Genomic DNA, 15,645 nt, shown 5'->3' on the forward strand with positions numbered 1-15,645 from the left:
CTTACTCCTCTGGGTCGTTGAATCCTAATAGCCAGGTAAACAGGAACCCGGCGATCACCGCTACTAAATAGCCTAACAGATAGAGCATCACTTTTCCGGTCACGATGGTTAATGCCAGCGGTAAACCCGAAATGCCAAAGGTAATAACGGTTGCGACCTTCCAGTAGCTGATCAGCGCCCCGCCTACCGCGCCGCCCAGACAGGCCGCGAGGAACGGTTTACCCAGCGGCAGTGTGACGCCAAAAATCAGCGGCTCGCCAATACCGAGCAGGCCGACCGGGAGTGCGCCTTTAATCACCTTTTTCAGACGCGCGTTGCGGGTTTTCATCAGTACCGCAATTGCCGCGCCGACCTGCCCTACCCCCGCCATCGACAGGATAGGCAGCAGCGCATTATAGCCATGCGCCTGCACCAGCTCGACGTGGATCGGCACCAGACCCTGATGCAGCCCGGTCAGCACCAGCGGCAGGAAAGTACCCGACAGCACCGCGCCCACTAACAGGCCGCCGCGGTCAATCGCCAGCGACGCACCGTGGGCGATGGCTTCAGAGATCCACCCGCCTAACGGCTGGAGGGCGACAATCGCTACGCTACCGGTAATCAGCGTAGTCAGCAGCGGGTTGAGAATCAGCTCAATCGAGCCTGGCAGAACCGCGCGCAGCCGTTTCTCGATCCAGCACATCAGGATGACCACCAGCAGCACCGCGATCACCCCGCCGCGGCCCGGCTGAAGCGCCTCACCAAACAGCGTGATCTGCGCCAGCTGCGGGCTGGACAAGATGCCCGCCATCACCCCGCCCATCGCCAGCGATCCGCCAAACACCTTCGCGGTATTGACCCCGACCAGAATGTTCATGATGGCGAACACCGCGCTGCCGAAGATCCCAAGAATCCCCAGTAGGTTCGGATACTGCGTGGCGAAATCCCCCACAATATCCGGTCGCTTGAGGATATTGATGATCCCGGTGATCAGGCCCGAAGCAATAAACGCCGGGATCAGCGGAATAAAGACGTTTGCGAGCTGTCGCAGCGCGTCGCTCATCGGGGCTTTATATTTGGCCTTCACCTGCGCTTTGGTGCGCTCAGCATCGTCAATCGACACGCTCGCGCTAACGCCCATCAGCGCCCGCATGGCATCGACAACCTGCGCCGCTTTCCCCGGGCCGACAATCAGCTGATGCTGCTGACCCTGTTTCACGTAGCCGCTGACCCCGGACAGTTGCTTCAGACGTGGCACGTCAAGCTGGTCGTCGTTATGCACCTCGACGCGTACGCGCGTCATGCAGTTTTCGAGACGCTGAATATTTTTTTCCCCACCGATCCCCTGCAGGATACCGCTGGCGAGCGCTGCTGTTTTGTCCATACACGCCTCTGTTAGTTTTCTAATGCCGCCCGTAAGAAGCCGTTATGCGCATCGAGTTTGGCTCTCGCGCTCGCCGCATCCAGCCCGCTTAAGATCATCAGAATGGCAGGCTTAACATCGTGATCGGTCTGTTTGAGCACCGCTTCCGCCTCTTCACGCCCTGCGCCCGTCGCCTCCATCACCATGCGGCAGGCTCTGTCCACCAGCTTGACGTTGGTGGCCTGCATATCCACCATCAGGTTCTGATACACCTTGCCGAACTTCACCATCGCGCCGGTGGAGATCATATTGAGCACCAGCTTTTGCGCGGTCCCGGATTTCAGGCGCGTGGAGCCGGTGAGCGCTTCCGGCCCAACCACCGGAGAGATAGCGATAGCGGCCACCTGTGCAATCGGTGAGCCAGGGTTACAGGAGATGGCGACCGTCGTGCAGCCGGTCTGGTTAGCGTATTCCAGCCCGCCAATCACGTACGGCGTGCGCCCGGATGCCGCCAGCCCGACCACCAGATCCTTCGCCGTCAGATTCAGCGCCTTCAGGTCATCCTCGCCCAGCTGTTTGTTATCTTCCGCCCCTTCAACGGCTTTCAGCAGCGCACCGGGTCCACCGGCAATCAGCCCAACCACCAGACCATGCGGCACTCCAAAGGTGGGCGGACATTCTGACGCGTCCAGGACCCCAAGACGCCCGCTGGTCCCCGCCCCCATGTAAATAATACGTCCACCTGCCTTGAGGGCTTCCGCCGCCGCATCTACCGCTTTCGCCACCTCAGGTAATGTCTCTTTCACTGCCTGCGCGACCAGCGTATCCTGTTGATTAAAGCGGTTAACCAGCTCCAGGGTGGAGAGCGCATCCAGATCCATGGTTTGCGGGTTACGCGTTTCAGAAACAAGTGAGCCAAGATTCATTTTTGTACCTCAAGAATTTTTAATTCATAATAATCACACTATAATGGAATATAAAATTCATTCAGGCGAGCAAAATCCGTATTTGCGCAGATAATCACATTTTCGCCAGGAGACCGTATGAACTGTTTAATTCGCATTCGCCAGCGCTACGCAGGCTTTGCCCAAAGCGACAAGAAGCTGGCGGATTTTCTGCTTTCTCAACCCGATCACGCGCGCCATCTCAGCTCGCAGCAGCTGGCGAGTGAAGCCGGGGTGAGCCAGTCCAGCGTGGTGAAATTTGCGCAGAAGATTGGCTTTAAGGGATTCCCCGCCCTCAAGCTGGCGATCAGTGAAGCGCTGGTCAGTAACCCCAATCCGCAGTCCATGCCGGTGCATAATCAGATCCGCGGAGACGATCCGATGCGGCTGGTCGGCGAAAAGCTGATCAAAGAGAACGTGGCGGCCATGCATGCGACGCTCGATGTGAATACGGAAGAGAAGCTGCTGGAGAGCGTGGCGATGCTGCGCGGCGCGCGGCGAATCATTCTGACCGGCATCGGCGCGTCCGGACTTGTGGCGCGTAACTTTGGCTGGAAGCTGACAAAAATTGGCCTTAACGCCATCGTCGAACAGGATATGCACGCCCTGCTGGCGACCGTACAGGCGATGGATCCTGACGATCTGCTGCTGGCGATCTCCTATTCCGGCGAGCGCCGCGAGATCAACATGGCCACCGATGAAGTCCTGCGCGTCGGCGGTAAAATTCTGGCGATCACCGGTTTTACGCCGAATGCCCTGCAGCAGCGGGCCACGCGCTGTTTATATACCATTGCCGAGGAACAGGCCACGCGCAGTGCGGCTATCTCGTCCACAAGCGCACAAATGATGCTGACGGACCTGCTGTTTATGGCGCTGGTGCAGCAGGATCTGGAGCGTGCGCCCGAGCGCATTCGCCACAGCGAAGAACTGGTAAAGAAACTGGTTTGACGCGTATAATGCCCGCCCAGTTTGTGTTGTTTCTGAGAATTTCCTGATGGCGCTGTTAATTACCAAAAAATGCATTAATTGCGATATGTGCGAGCCCGAATGCCCGAACCAGGCCATTTCGATGGGCGACAGCATTTATGAGATTAACAGCGACCGCTGCACCGAATGCATCGGCCACTATGAAACGCCGACCTGTCAGAAAGTGTGCCCGATCCCCAATACCATCCTGAAGGATCCGGCACACGTCGAGAGCGAAGAGCAGCTATGGGATAAGTTTGTCCTGATGCACCACGCGGACAAACTTTAACTTTCGATGATCACCGTTGCGCTGGCATAGTGGCGCTCATCGGCGATCGTCACGTGCACGTGATTCACGCCCAGCTTCTCGGCCAGCTTTTGCGCCTCGCCCCATAAGCGCAAGCTTGGCTTACCCAGCTCATCGTTAAACACTTCAAACTGGTTGAACGCCAGACCGTTACGAATGCCGGTTCCGAAGGCTTTGGCGGCCGCCTCTTTTACCGCAAAGCGCTTCGCCAGGAAACGCACAGGCTGCTGATGCGCTTCCCAGATGGCCCATTCGTTATCGCTCAGCACGCGTCTTGCGAGGCGATCGCCGCTGCGGGCGATCACCGCTTCAATGCGAGCTATTTCAACGATATCGGTGCCTAAGCCCAGAATGGCCATTACTGACGCGCTTCCTGCATCAGGCGTTTCATCTCTGAGACCGCCTCTTTCAGGCCGCTCATCACCGCACGGCCAATAATCGCGTGACCGATGTTCAGCTCGTGCATTTCCGGGATGGCGGCAATGGGCTTCACGTTATGGTAGGTCAGGCCGTGACCGGCATTGACCTTCAGACCCAGGCTCGCCGCGTAGGTGGCCGCTTTAGCAATACGCTCCAGCTCTTTCGCCTGCTCTTCATCATTTTTGGCATCGGCATAGCAGCCGGTGTGAATTTCGATATACGGCGCGCCCACGTCGGCTGCCGCTTTAATCTGGGTGAAATCGGCGTCAATAAACAGCGAAACCAGGATACCGGCATCCGCCAGGCGCTTGCAGGCATCGCGCATTTTGTCGAGCTGACCGGCCACATCCAGACCGCCTTCGGTCGTCACTTCCTGGCGTTTTTCCGGCACCAGGCAGCAGAAGTGCGGCTGGGTCTCACAGGCAATCGCCAGCATCTCTTCGGTAACCGCCATCTCCAGATTCATACGGGTATCCAGCGTCTGGCGCAGAATGCGTACGTCGCGGTCGGTGATGTGGCGACGGTCTTCACGCAGATGAACGGTAATGCCGTCGGCGCCAGCCTGTTCAGCGATAAACGCCGCCTGAACCGGATCGGGATACGCCGTGCCGCGCGCATTACGCAGCGTGGCGATGTGATCGATGTTGACGCCTAACAGTAATTCAGCCATGACAATCCTCGGTTTTCTTTTCGATTCTGTAGTCTAACGTTTCGGCACAAACTGCCTGAATAATTCGCGGCTCTTTAAGGGCTTGCCGCCAAGATACGGCTTGAGGGCAATCCGGGTAAAGCGTTTTGCTGCGCGCAGGGTATCCTGATCGGGAAACTCGCGCTCATACAGCGCCCGGAGCTGGCGCCCGGTAAAGGTGCTGTTGTCGATCACGATGCTGGCAATAAAGCCCTTTTCTTCGCGGTAGCGGTAGGTCATGGTGTCTTCCACTTCGTCACCGCTGCCCGCACAGTGCAGAAAATCGACCCCGTACCCAAGATGGCCAAGCAGCGCCAGTTCAAAACGCCGCAGCGCAGGCTCGGGCGTGCCGGTTGCGCCAGCCAGCGCCTGGATACAGTGCAGATAATCAAAGAAAAGTTCAGAGAAGCGCGTTTCATGTTCAAGAACGCGTGAGATGAGTTCATTGACATACAGGCCGCTGTAGAGCGTGATGCCCGAGAGAGGAAGCGCCAGGGAGACGGCTTCGGCGCTGCGCAGGGTTTTGACTTCCCCTCGCCCACCAAAACGTACCAGCAGCGGCGTGAAAGGCTGTAAGGCACCTTTCAGGTTAGAACGTTTGGAACGTGCGCCTTTTGCAACAAGGCGCACGCGGCCAGACTCTTCCGTGAAGACGTCCAGCATCAGGCTGGTTTCGCTCCAGGGACGACTATGCAGGACAAAGGCACGCTGCCATCCATCCATATGCTCGTCGTCTTGAGTTACTGGTCTTCGCCGTAACCGAGGCTGCGCAGAGCACGCTCATCATCGGCCCAGCCAGATTTCACTTTCACCCACAGTTCGAGGTGAACCGGCGCTTCGAACATCTCCTGCATGTCCTTACGGGCTTCAATGCCGATAGTTTTGATCTTGGCGCCTTTGTTGCCGATCACCATCTTCTTCTGCCCTTCACGCTCAACGAGGATCAGGCCGTTGATGTCGTAGCCGCCACGCTCGTTGCTCTGGAAACGCTCGATCTCCACCGTCACAGAGTACGGCAGTTCAGCACCCAGGAAACGCATCAGCTTTTCACGGATGATTTCAGACGCCATAAAGCGCTGAGAACGATCGGTGATGTACTCTTCAGGGAAGTGGTGAATCGCTTCCGGGAGATGCTTACGCACGATGCCCGCGATGGTATCCACGTTCAGGCCGGTCTCAGCAGACAGGGGAACGATGTCGAGGAAGTTCATCTGGCTACCGAGCCACTGCAGATGCGGCAGCAGGTCGGCCTTTTCCTGCACGTTATCAACCTTGTTGACCGCGAGGATGACCGGCGCTTTGCCGTCACGCAGCTTGTTCAGCACCATCTCGTCGTCCGGCGTCCAGCGGGTGCCTTCCACAACGAAAATCACCAGCTCTACGTCGCCGATCGAGCTGCTCGCCGCCTTGTTCATCAGGCGGTTGATGGCACGCTTCTCTTCCATGTGCAGGCCCGGGGTATCGACGTAGATCGCCTGATACGCGCCTTCAGTATGGATGCCGACGATGCGGTGACGCGTGGTCTGCGCCTTACGCGAGGTGATGGAAATCTTCTGCCCAAGCAGATTATTCAGCAGGGTGGATTTGCCAACGTTCGGACGTCCGACGATGGCAATAAATCCGCAATAGGTTTTTTCTTCGCTCATTCCAGCTCCAGCATTTTTAACGCCTGTTCGGCGGCAGCCTGTTCAGCCTTACGACGGCTTGAACCTGTGCCTACCACCGGTTCACTCAGGCCACTGACCTGGCAATGGATGGTAAATTCCTGATCGTGCGCTTCGCCGCGAACCTGCACCACCAGATAAGACGGCAGCGGCAGATGACGACCCTGCAAATATTCCTGCAGACGCGTTTTCGGATCTTTTTGTTTATCGCCCGGGCTGATTTCGTCCAGACGGGTCTGATACCAGTTCAGGATCAGCTTTTCTACGGTCTGGATATCGCTGTCCAGGAACACACCACCAATTAATGCTTCGACCGTATCGGCAAGAATAGATTCACGACGGAAGCCGCCGCTTTTCAGTTCACCCGGCCCAAGACGCAGACATTCGCCCAGTTCAAATTCACGCGCGATTTCCGCAAGGGTATTACCCCGAACCAGCGTGGCACGCATGCGGCTCATATCCCCTTCATCCACGCGCGGGAAACGATGATAAAGCGCATTCGCAATCACGAAACTTAAAATAGAGTCGCCTAAAAACTCGAGACGCTCATTATGTTTGCTGCTGGCACTGCGGTGGGTTAATGCCTGTTGCAACAACTCCTGATGATGAAAAGTGTAGCCCAGCTTCCGTTGAAGCCGATTAATTACGATGGGGTTCATGCGATACCAATAAATGAATGCGTCAAAAATGCAGCACACGAAACCGACCTGAGAAAACCAACGCGGTTTCGTGTGCCGTGGCACCCTTGCAGGGCCAACCTTAAACTTCGGGGGAATATTCTATACACAACGACAGGGGATGTCGTTAGTTCGAAGAGATTTATCGGTGAAATAATTCGTGTAGCCGCTTTAATTAGCGGCTACACGTTCATTTAGTGAGAATTAATGGATTCCGCCAATACGATTCAGGCGAACACCGGTCGGCCATTCGCCTTCCTGTTTCTCAAAACTCATCCAGATGGCGGTGGCTTTACCGACCAGATTCGCTTCCGGCACAAAGCCCCAGTAACGGCTGTCCGCGGAATTATCGCGGTTGTCACCCATCATGAAGTAATGTCCTGGCGGTACAATCCAGCTCGCCAGCTGCTGGCCCGGCTGGCGATAGTACATACCCAGCTGATCCTGCGCGATTGGCACGGTGAGGATTCGGTGCGTCACGTCACCCAGCGTCTCTTTGCGCTCAACCAGACGGATACCGTTATCTTTGGTTTCGCCTTTCGGTACCAGGAAGAATCCGCTGGTCGCTTCGCCGCCGTTACGACGGGCAAAGGTCTGCACAAAATCACTTGGCTCAACGTTTGAGTAGGTGATTGGCAGCGCGTTTTCACAGGCGGTACCGGAGCTGCAGCCTGGCTGAACGGTGACTTCTTTCGCAACCGGATCGTAAGTGACTTTGTCACCCGGCAGACCTACCGCGCGCTTGATGTAGTCCAGGCGCGGATCTTCCGGATATTTGAACACCACGATGTCGCCACGTTTCGGATGGCCGGTTTCGATCAGCGTTTTCTGGTAGATAGGATCTTTAATGCCGTAGGCAAACTTCTCTACCAGAATAAAATCACCAATCAGCAGCGTTGGCATCATTGAGCCTGATGGGATCTGGAACGGTTCGTAAATAAACGAACGTACCACCAGCACAATCGCCAGCACCGGAAATACCGAGGCGCCCGTTTCCAGCCAGCCCGGCTTCGGGCCGACTTTCTTCAGGGTTTTCGCGTCAATCCCATCGCCAGTAGCTGCCTGTGCGGCAGCCTGACGTTCACGACGTTTTGGGGCGAAAATAAACTTATCCAGACACCACAGCAGACCTGTCACCAGGGTAGCAATGACCAGGATCAGGGCAAACATGTTCGCCATGCCAACTCCTTAGGGTTATTTGCCGTCTTTACCAACATGAAGGATGGCAAGGAATGCTTCCTGCGGCAGCTCGACGTTACCGACCTGCTTCATACGCTTCTTACCTTCTTTCTGCTTCTGGAGCAGCTTTTTCTTACGGCTGACGTCACCGCCATAGCACTTCGCCAGAACGTTTTTACGCAGCTGTTTCACGGTGGAACGCGCGATAATGTGGTTGCCGATGGCAGCCTGAATCGCGATATCGAACTGCTGACGCGGGATCAGATCTTTCATCTTCTCAACCAGCTCGCGACCACGGTATGGCGCATTGTCGTTGTGGGTGATCAGCGCCAGCGCATCCACACGCTCGCCGTTGATCAGCACGTCTACACGCACCATGTTGGAGGCCTGGAAGCGTTTGAAGTTGTAATCCAGTGACGCATAGCCACGGGAGGTGGACTTCAGACGGTCGAAGAAGTCGAGTACCACTTCCGCCATCGGGATTTCATAGGTCAGCGCGACCTGGTTACCGTGGTAAACCATGTTGGTCTGCACGCCGCGCTTCTCAATACACAGCGTAATGACGTTACCGAGGAATTCCTGCGGCAGCAGCATGTGACATTCGGCAATAGGCTCACGCAGCTCGTGAATATTGTTCAGCGGCGGCAGCTTGGACGGGCTGTCGACGTAGATCACTTCTTTCGAGGTGGTTTCAACTTCATACACTACCGTCGGCGCGGTGGTGATCAGGTCCAGATCGTATTCACGCTCCAGACGCTCCTGAATGATCTCCATGTGCAGCAGACCGAGGAAGCCACAGCGGAAGCCGAAGCCCAGCGCCGTTGAGCTTTCTGGCTCGTAGAACAGGGAGGCATCGTTCAGGCTCAGCTTGCCAAGCGCATCACGGAAGTTTTCATAGTCGTCAGAGCTGACCGGGAACAGGCCCGCGTAAACCTGCGGCTTCACCTTTTTAAAGCCCGGCAGCGCTTTTTCTGCCGGGTTACGCGCACCGGTCAGGGTATCGCCCACCGGCGCACCGAGGATGTCTTTGATAGCGCATACCAGCCAGCCTACCTCGCCGCATGTCAGCTCGGTACGGTCAACCTGTTTTGGCGTGAAGATACCCAGACGGTCGGCGTTGTAGACCTGTCCGGTACTCATAACCTTGATTTTGTCGCCTTTGCGCATGGTGCCGTTTTTAATACGCACCAGGGAGACAACGCCCAGATAGTTATCGAACCAGGAGTCGATAATCAGCGCCTGCAGCGGGGCATCCGGATCGCCTTCCGGGGCCGGAATATCACGCACCAGGCGTTCCAGCACGTCGGTCACGCCGACACCGGTTTTAGCAGAGCAGCGCACGGCATCGGTCGCGTCAATGCCGACAATATCTTCAATCTCTTCCGCGACGCGCTCAGGATCGGCGGCTGGCAGGTCAATCTTGTTCAGAACCGGCACAACTTCGAGGTCCATTTCCATCGCGGTGTAGCAGTTTGCCAGGGTCTGGGCTTCTACGCCCTGCCCGGCATCGACTACCAGCAGCGCGCCTTCACAGGCCGCGAGCGAGCGTGAAACCTCATAGGAGAAGTCAACGTGGCCTGGGGTGTCGATAAAGTTCAGCTGATAGGTTTCGCCATCAGCCGCCTTGTAATCCAGCGTGACGCTCTGCGCTTTGATGGTGATACCGCGTTCGCGTTCCAGGTCCATGGAGTCCAGAACCTGGGCTTCCATTTCACGATCAGACAGGCCACCGCAAATCTGGATAATACGGTCAGACAGCGTCGACTTACCGTGGTCAATGTGAGCAATGATCGAAAAGTTACGTATGTTCTTCATATAGTTAAATAATTATGCCTTACGAATTCCTGGAGGCCGCTGTTCTTAGCCTGACGTTTTTCAGTGCGAAAACGCAGCATTCTACACTACATCTCCGCTACCTGGAAATGGACTTAGCGCCAGGTATAGCGTGAAGAAAGGACGTTTTCTGTTTTAAGACGTAAAAATGATAAAGCCCGATGAATCACCGGGCCTCAGAAGAGAGCGTCTCGACGCGAAGCTGGTCTGGCGCCAGCCCAACGCTGAGAATGACAGGCTGCCACTCCTCGCGCGCGGCAAGCGTCGGGGAGAGGCCTTTGGCAAGCCAGAATCCCCCCAGACCACCTAATGCGGCACCGCACATGGCGGCTCCGTCGGTGCCAAACAGCATCTGGAAAACGCCGCCCATAATAAACAGCCCGATCAGCGGAGAGAGATAGACCAGCATGGCGGAGCTGAGCAGACTGCCTTCCGCGATGCCGAGTTCAACCTTCTGCCCGGCCATCAGCGGCTGTTCGCTTGGCACAGAAATCGTGTGCGATGTTTGCGGCCCGAGCTTATTCAGCACGCGGCTGCCGCAACCGGCTCGGGATGCGCAGCTATTACATGAGGCTTTTACATCGCAACTCACCAGCGCAATGCCGTTTTGCCACGAGACTACCGTCGCCCACTCTTTGATCATTGTGCGGCCCTGAATTTAATGCTGTCGGAGATGCGCTTCGCCGTTTGCGGAGGAAGTTCACCTACAATGGTGATCTCTGCGTTATCGCGTACCGTTGTGCTCACCGTACGGCGCCCGGTACGCAGCATTTGTTCGGCGCTGTTTGCCGTTGCGCGATTGATATTCACCGAGAAGCTGAACAAACCATCGGAATAAAGGCGCGATTCCACCGGCGTTTCAATCGTTGGCAGCTGACGACGGCTGCTGGACACTTCGCTAAACCCTTGTGGGATCCAGGCAGGTACCCAGTTGAAATTAACGGAATCGCCTGCCGGAACGGAAAGCAGCGGCGGCAGGCTGGCCTTAGCCAGATTCTGCATGCTGTTGCCAACCTGATTGTTCACGCTGAAGGAGATAACGCGGAACTGTTCCAGCGTTTCACCGTCACGATCAAGCAGATCTACACGCATGGGGAGTTTGGTTTCCGCGTCGATCCAGACAATATAGCTGTAGCGCGTTCCATCCCGGGCGACAACGCGGATCACCTCACACAGTCTGTCCGCAATACGCGTACGCCCTACCGAGATAAAATCGTAGTAAGGGGCCAGCCGTTTGAAGTCGGTGTAAATGAGTGACGGCAGAGAATCAACGATATAGTCGCCATTCAGCGTGAAAGGCTCCAGGCCGGGCTCGAAATAGCTGATTTCGTTACCACGCTGGACAACTTCCCGACGCGGGCCATCCATCTGTAAAAGCTGGGCGAGCGGCTGGTTATCAAGACGGGCATGGCGATAGCGTAACGACTCGACGCCCTGCTTATTGATGCTGATAAATGCCAACTCGTAATTGAGTGACTGGCTGGCCAGATTCATTTGCTGCAACAACGCCCCGGATGATACATCAGCCGAGGCGTTGGCAGAGAAGAACAGGCTACCCGCCATCAGAGACATGGCGAACCAAAGTTGCTTCATTACTGCGATTGCGTTCCTAAAGTTTGGTTTCCGGGCACCTGCACAGCAGCTTGCTGTGTCTGCGCCTGCTCAAACTGAAGCTGTTCAGAGTGCAGACGACGCTGCAACTCGTAATCCTGCAACATCGCATTAATGCGACGGCGCTGCTCCTGAACCTGCTGTTGCTGGCCGCCGCTGGCGGAAGCATCAGCCGGTACGCCCAGGCTTACCGGGCTGGCTTTGCCCATCATCGGCAGTGTGTTAAACACTGGCGCTTCTGGCTGCTGATTAGTTTCAGACTGAGTATTATAGTGCTGGACGCCAACGATAACTGCAAGCGATACGCATGCAGCCACACCCATTTGTGTAAGCTGGCTGGCCCACGGACGCACCTTTTGCCAGAATGGCATTTTCTGCCACTGGTGAGGCGCGGGTTGAGCTTCAGGAATCAGCGGAGTGGTCTGATGAACAGGCTCATTCTCAATCGCCGCCATGACGCGGGCTGAGATATCGAAATGGAGAACCTCGCCGGTGTCACCGCGAAGGGTGTCACGGATGAGATGGTAACTCTCCCAGGTCTCTTGCATTTCGGGAGAATGAGACAGCTCGTTGAGCAGCTCACTATCCACCGTTTCACCATCCATTAAAGCGGAAAGTTTTTCTTTCTGCATGCCTAATACCTTTTCCAGTATCCCGCTATCGTCAACGCCTGATAAGCGGTTGAACTTTATTATCAATAGCTTCTCGCGCACGGAAAATTCGTGAACGTACCGTGCCGACCGGACAATCCATGATAGCGGCTATCTCTTCATAGCTCAGACCATCCAGCTCCCGTAACGTAATTGCCATGCGTAAATCTTCCGGGAGCGACTCGATCGTGCGAAAAACGATTTGTCTCAGTTCTTCTGACAACATTAAGTTCTCAGGGTTCGAAATTTCTTTCAATGCGCCGCCACTTTCGAAGTTTTCGGCGTCGATTGCGTCCACATCACTAGAAGGCGGACGACGGCCCTGAGCGACCAGATAATTCTTTGCCGTATTGACCGCAATACGGTACAGCCAGGTATAAAAAGCACTATCTCCCCGGAACGAATCCAGCGCGCGATAGGCCTTAATAAAAGACTCTTGCACCACATCAGGCACATCGCCTGACGGTACATAGCGGGAAACCAGGCTCGCCACCTTATGCTGGTAGCGCACCACCAGTAAGTTAAAGGCTTTCTGATCTCCCTTCTGGACCCGTTCAACCAGGACCTGGTCCGTTAACTGCTCGCTCATCCGAGGTAATGTCTCCCCAAACCTAAATTCCACGCGTTATCGAAACGCCACTCTAAAAATACCGCACTTTGAGCAAGCACCGAATTAGAGTGTCTGATCTTCAATAAGTTCCGTAACGCCTTTGTTTTTGTTCATCGCGCCGCAGACTGTTCATTTTCTCTCATTATAAGTCTGTTCACGATACGCACCACTTTCTGACAAGAAACATCTTTTTCCCGCCAGAAGAGTAACGCAACCCAGTCTTTATTTCATCACAAAATCTGACGCTAACGATCTGCTTCGCAAAATAATTTCACTCATTTACCCTCCGTTTACCTCTGCTTACGCGTTTAGTCATTGCAACAGTCATTAAAAAAAACGTGCGATAAATCGCATTCAGGTGCTATTCTGGCCTAACACTGTTTAGTAAATTAAACAACAATCATGAACACAACACCTGAACTCCATTGTGATGTACTGATCATCGGCAGCGGCGCTGCCGGTCTCTCTCTGGCGCTACGCCTGGCTGAGCATCAAAACGTTATCGTTCTGAGTAAAGGGCCGATAAGCGAGGGTTCCACGTTTTATGCCCAGGGCGGGATTGCCGCCGTGTTTGATGAGACAGACAGCATTGCCTCCCACGTCGACGATACGCTGATTGCCGGGGCCGGAATCGTGGATGCGCATGCCGCAGAGTTTGTCGCCAGCAATGCCCGCCATTGCGTGCAGTGGCTCATCGACCAGGGCGTCTTATTCGATACGCAGGTTCAACCCAACGGTGAAGAGAGCTACCACCTGACGCGTGAAGGCGGCCATAGCCACCGCCGCATCCTGCACGCAGCGGATGCCACCGGGAAAGAAGTGGAGACCACGCTGGTCGGCAAGGCGCTGAGCCATCCTAATATTCGGGTGCTTGAACGAAGTAACGCCGTTGACCTGATTATCTCCGACAAGATTGGCCTGCCGGGCACGCGTCGCGTGGTGGGCGCCTGGGTCTGGAACCGCAATAAAGAGAAGGTGGAAACTTGCCAGGCGAAAGCTGTAGTGCTGGCCACGGGCGGTGCCTCTAAAGTGTATCAGTACACCACGAACCCGGACATTGCCTCCGGAGACGGTATCGCGATGGCCTGGCGCGCCGGCTGCCGGGTAGCGAACCTTGAGTTCAATCAGTTTCACCCAACCGCCCTGTACCATCCTCAGGCGCGCAACTTCCTGCTGACGGAAGCCCTGCGCGGCGAAGGCGCCTATCTGAAACGCCCTGACGGCACCCGCTTTATGCCGGACTTTGACTCTCGTGGCGAACTGGCCCCGCGCGATATCGTTGCCCGCGCCATCGACCATGAAATGAAGCGTCTTGGCGTGGATTGCATGTATCTTGATATCAGCCACAAGCCTGCAGAGTTTATTCGCCAGCACTTCCCGATGATTTACGAAAAGCTGCTCAACCTTGGCATCGATTTAACGCGCGATCCGGTGCCGATTGTGCCAGCCGCCCACTATACATGCGGTGGGGTGATGGTTGACGATCATGGGCGTACCGATGTCGATGGCCTGTATGCTATCGGTGAAGTCAGCTATACCGGGCTTCATGGCGCGAACCGTATGGCGTCTAACTCGCTGCTTGAGTGCCTGGTCTACGGCTGGTCGGCCGCAGAAGACATCACCAAACGCATGCCCTACGCCCGCGAGACAGAGCGCCTGCCTGCCTGGGATGAAAGCCGCGTGGAAAATCCGGACGAGCTGGTCGTGATCCAGCATAACTGGCATGAGCTACGGCTGTTCATGTGGGATTACGTCGGGATTGTACGCACCACGAAACGTCTTGAGCGCGCGCTGCGCCGCATCACCATGCTGCAGCAGGAAATTGATGAGTATTATGCCAATTTCCGCGTATCGAATAATCTGCTGGAGCTGCGCAATCTGGTGCAGGTTGCCGAGCTGATCGTTCGCTGCGCGATGATGCGTAAAGAGAGCCGCGGGTTGCACTATACGCTGGACTATCCGGATCAGCTTGCGGAATCCGGCCCGTCGATCCTCGCCCCGCAGGTTTACATAAACAGATAAAACGCCTGGGTCAGGGCAGTGTAATCTTCGGAATAACGCTGGTCTGGCCCACGGATCACCATTCGATCGTTAAAGCATTCACCCTCTTTCGGCGAGAGCGCCAGCAGCACGCGGTGTGGCAGTCGGCCTTCCGTATCCGAAATATCGGTACGCAAACGTAACGTCCAGCCAATCTCCTGCGCGATACCGATGAACGTGTTGCCGGTACTCTCTGGCAGGACCACGCAGAAAAAGCCTTCTTCGGAGATGAGTTCGGCCGCACTGGTGAGCAGCGCTTTATGATCGAGGGAACGGGTATAACGCGCCTGTTCGCGCTCAGGAGTCCCGCACTCAACGCCGGGCGCATAGTAGGGAGGATTGCTGACGATCAGATCGTAACGCGCGGTTTGTTCAGGCGCCCAGGCGAGCACATCGGCGCAGTCCACTTTCATGCGGGCAGTCCAGGGGGATTCGGCCACATTTTCACTTGCCTGCTCTGCCGCCTGCGCATCCAGTTCGACGGCATCGATGGTGACATGTTCTTCCGTGCGCTGCGCCAGCATTAACGCCACCAGCCCGCTGCCGGTACCGATATCAAGAATACGCTTAACCCCTGCGACAGGCGCCCACGCGCCCAGTAAAATACCGTCCGTACCGACCTTCATGGCACAGCGATCGTGAGCGACAAAAAATTGTTTAAACGTAAAACCATCGCGGCGCAGCTGCGCTTTGAGTTGAGACATGTCGGAGCAA

Annotated in this window: 18 protein-coding genes; 3 read left to right on the forward strand and 15 right to left on the reverse strand. The window is 55.8% G+C overall.

What is annotated here, in order from left to right:
- Position 1: 1 nt before the first annotated feature.
- Entirely contained in the window at positions 2-1,363 is a 1,362-nt protein-coding gene (locus tag ACMGGU_RS15525) for a PTS transporter subunit EIIC (protein WP_045908536.1), read from the reverse strand.
- A gap of 11 nt (positions 1,364-1,374) precedes the next feature.
- Entirely contained in the window at positions 1,375-2,268 is an 894-nt protein-coding gene (murQ, locus tag ACMGGU_RS15530; protein WP_045908535.1) for an N-acetylmuramic acid 6-phosphate etherase, read from the reverse strand.
- A gap of 117 nt (positions 2,269-2,385) precedes the next feature.
- On the opposite strand from murQ, the gene ACMGGU_RS15535 reads away from it, so the two are divergent.
- Complete coding sequence (locus ACMGGU_RS15535; RefSeq protein WP_045908534.1) at positions 2,386-3,234, forward strand: MurR/RpiR family transcriptional regulator; 849 nt, start codon at positions 2,386-2,388, stop codon at positions 3,232-3,234.
- Positions 3,235-3,280: 46 nt separating this feature from the next.
- Positions 3,281-3,541, forward strand: a complete 261-nt coding sequence (locus ACMGGU_RS15540) for a YfhL family 4Fe-4S dicluster ferredoxin (protein ID WP_008502177.1) — start codon at positions 3,281-3,283, stop codon at positions 3,539-3,541.
- Here ACMGGU_RS15540 and acpS read toward each other — a convergent pair.
- The 12 genes from acpS to rseD all read right to left on the reverse strand — a co-directional run bounded on the left by acpS (position 3,538) and on the right by rseD (position 12,950).
- Positions 3,538-3,918, reverse strand: a complete 381-nt coding sequence (gene acpS / locus ACMGGU_RS15545) for a holo-ACP synthase (protein WP_008502178.1) — start codon at positions 3,916-3,918, stop codon at positions 3,538-3,540. The genes ACMGGU_RS15540 and acpS overlap by 4 nt on opposite strands.
- A complete protein-coding gene (gene pdxJ / locus ACMGGU_RS15550) occupies positions 3,918-4,649 on the reverse strand; it encodes a pyridoxine 5'-phosphate synthase (RefSeq protein ID WP_045908533.1) in 732 nt (243 codons plus the stop codon). Before pdxJ ends, acpS begins: the two co-directional genes overlap by 1 nt.
- 33 nt (positions 4,650-4,682) lie before the next feature.
- On the reverse strand, positions 4,683-5,390 hold the full coding sequence (recO, locus tag ACMGGU_RS15555) for a DNA repair protein RecO (RefSeq protein ID WP_023333058.1): 708 nt from the start codon (positions 5,388-5,390) through the stop codon (positions 4,683-4,685).
- A 17-nt stretch (positions 5,391-5,407) separates the two neighbouring features.
- Positions 5,408-6,313, reverse strand: a complete 906-nt coding sequence (era, locus tag ACMGGU_RS15560; protein WP_262797269.1) for a GTPase Era — start codon at positions 6,311-6,313, stop codon at positions 5,408-5,410.
- Positions 6,310-6,990 (reverse strand): ribonuclease III, encoded by a 681-nt coding sequence (gene rnc, locus ACMGGU_RS15565; RefSeq protein WP_003860711.1) that lies wholly within the window; start codon positions 6,988-6,990, stop codon positions 6,310-6,312. The genes era and rnc overlap by 4 nt, the downstream gene beginning before the upstream one ends.
- 222 nt (positions 6,991-7,212) lie before the next feature.
- Positions 7,213-8,187, reverse strand: coding sequence for a signal peptidase I (lepB, locus tag ACMGGU_RS15570; RefSeq protein ID WP_420300709.1), 975 nt, complete (start codon positions 8,185-8,187; stop codon positions 7,213-7,215).
- A gap of 15 nt (positions 8,188-8,202) precedes the next feature.
- Positions 8,203-10,002, reverse strand: a complete 1,800-nt coding sequence (gene lepA, locus ACMGGU_RS15575) for a translation elongation factor 4 (protein WP_008502183.1) — start codon at positions 10,000-10,002, stop codon at positions 8,203-8,205.
- Between the two features lie 184 nt (positions 10,003-10,186).
- Entirely contained in the window at positions 10,187-10,663 is a 477-nt protein-coding gene (gene rseC / locus ACMGGU_RS15580; protein WP_032653064.1) for a SoxR-reducing system protein RseC, read from the reverse strand.
- Positions 10,660-11,613: a sigma-E factor regulatory protein RseB gene (gene rseB, locus ACMGGU_RS15585; RefSeq protein WP_023308851.1), complete on the reverse strand. Its 954-nt coding sequence runs from the start codon at positions 11,611-11,613 to the stop codon at positions 10,660-10,662. The genes rseC and rseB overlap by 4 nt, the downstream gene beginning before the upstream one ends.
- Positions 11,613-12,263, reverse strand: a complete 651-nt coding sequence (rseA, locus tag ACMGGU_RS15590) for an anti-sigma-E factor RseA (protein ID WP_008502186.1) — start codon at positions 12,261-12,263, stop codon at positions 11,613-11,615. The genes rseB and rseA overlap by 1 nt, the downstream gene beginning before the upstream one ends.
- 31 nt (positions 12,264-12,294) lie before the next feature.
- Positions 12,295-12,870 carry an RNA polymerase sigma factor RpoE gene (rpoE, locus tag ACMGGU_RS15595; protein ID WP_006176728.1) on the reverse strand — a complete coding sequence of 192 codons (576 nt, stop codon included), beginning with the start codon at positions 12,868-12,870 and terminating at the stop codon, positions 12,295-12,297.
- Complete coding sequence (rseD, locus tag ACMGGU_RS15600; RefSeq protein ID WP_223605340.1) at positions 12,867-12,950, reverse strand: rpoE leader peptide RseD; 84 nt, start codon at positions 12,948-12,950, stop codon at positions 12,867-12,869. Before rseD ends, rpoE begins: the two co-directional genes overlap by 4 nt.
- Positions 12,951-13,293: 343 nt before the next feature.
- On the opposite strand from rseD, the gene nadB reads away from it, so the two are divergent.
- On the forward strand, positions 13,294-14,913 hold the full coding sequence (gene nadB, locus ACMGGU_RS15605) for an L-aspartate oxidase (protein ID WP_414456079.1): 1,620 nt from the start codon (positions 13,294-13,296) through the stop codon (positions 14,911-14,913).
- Here nadB and trmN read toward each other — a convergent pair.
- A complete protein-coding gene (gene trmN / locus ACMGGU_RS15610) occupies positions 14,898-15,635 on the reverse strand; it encodes a tRNA(1)(Val) (adenine(37)-N(6))-methyltransferase TrmN (RefSeq protein ID WP_126534758.1) in 738 nt (245 codons plus the stop codon). The two genes, nadB and trmN, sit on opposite strands and share 16 nt — an antisense overlap.
- Positions 15,636-15,645: the final 10 nt, after the last annotated feature.

Origin of the sequence: Enterobacter sp. BNK-8 (genome assembly GCF_048685095.1) — a bacterium.
Taxonomy (GTDB): Bacteria; Pseudomonadota; Gammaproteobacteria; order Enterobacterales; family Enterobacteriaceae; genus Enterobacter; species Enterobacter quasiroggenkampii.

Coding starts and splice junctions, on each gene's coding strand:
- ACMGGU_RS15525 (WP_045908536.1), bottom strand. CDS start 1,363: ATGGACAAAACAGCAGCGCTCGCCAGCGGTATCCTGCAGGGGATCGGT.
- murQ (WP_045908535.1), bottom strand. CDS start 2,268: ATGAATCTTGGCTCACTTGTTTCTGAAACGCGTAACCCGCAAACCATG.
- ACMGGU_RS15535 (WP_045908534.1), top strand. CDS start 2,386: ATGAACTGTTTAATTCGCATTCGCCAGCGCTACGCAGGCTTTGCCCAA.
- ACMGGU_RS15540 (WP_008502177.1), top strand. CDS start 3,281: ATGGCGCTGTTAATTACCAAAAAATGCATTAATTGCGATATGTGCGAG.
- acpS (WP_008502178.1), bottom strand. CDS start 3,918: ATGGCCATTCTGGGCTTAGGCACCGATATCGTTGAAATAGCTCGCATT.
- pdxJ (WP_045908533.1), bottom strand. CDS start 4,649: ATGGCTGAATTACTGTTAGGCGTCAACATCGATCACATCGCCACGCTG.
- recO (WP_023333058.1), bottom strand. CDS start 5,390: ATGGATGGATGGCAGCGTGCCTTTGTCCTGCATAGTCGTCCCTGGAGC.
- era (WP_262797269.1), bottom strand. CDS start 6,313: ATGAGCGAAGAAAAAACCTATTGCGGATTTATTGCCATCGTCGGACGT.
- rnc (WP_003860711.1), bottom strand. CDS start 6,990: ATGAACCCCATCGTAATTAATCGGCTTCAACGGAAGCTGGGCTACACT.
- lepB (WP_420300709.1), bottom strand. CDS start 8,187: ATGGCGAACATGTTTGCCCTGATCCTGGTCATTGCTACCCTGGTGACA.
- lepA (WP_008502183.1), bottom strand. CDS start 10,002: ATGAAGAACATACGTAACTTTTCGATCATTGCTCACATTGACCACGGT.
- rseC (WP_032653064.1), bottom strand. CDS start 10,663: ATGATCAAAGAGTGGGCGACGGTAGTCTCGTGGCAAAACGGCATTGCG.
- rseB (WP_023308851.1), bottom strand. CDS start 11,613: ATGAAGCAACTTTGGTTCGCCATGTCTCTGATGGCGGGTAGCCTGTTC.
- rseA (WP_008502186.1), bottom strand. CDS start 12,263: ATGCAGAAAGAAAAACTTTCCGCTTTAATGGATGGTGAAACGGTGGAT.
- rpoE (WP_006176728.1), bottom strand. CDS start 12,870: ATGAGCGAGCAGTTAACGGACCAGGTCCTGGTTGAACGGGTCCAGAAG.
- nadB (WP_414456079.1), top strand. CDS start 13,294: ATGAACACAACACCTGAACTCCATTGTGATGTACTGATCATCGGCAGC.
- trmN (WP_126534758.1), bottom strand. CDS start 15,635: ATGTCTCAACTCAAAGCGCAGCTGCGCCGCGATGGTTTTACGTTTAAA.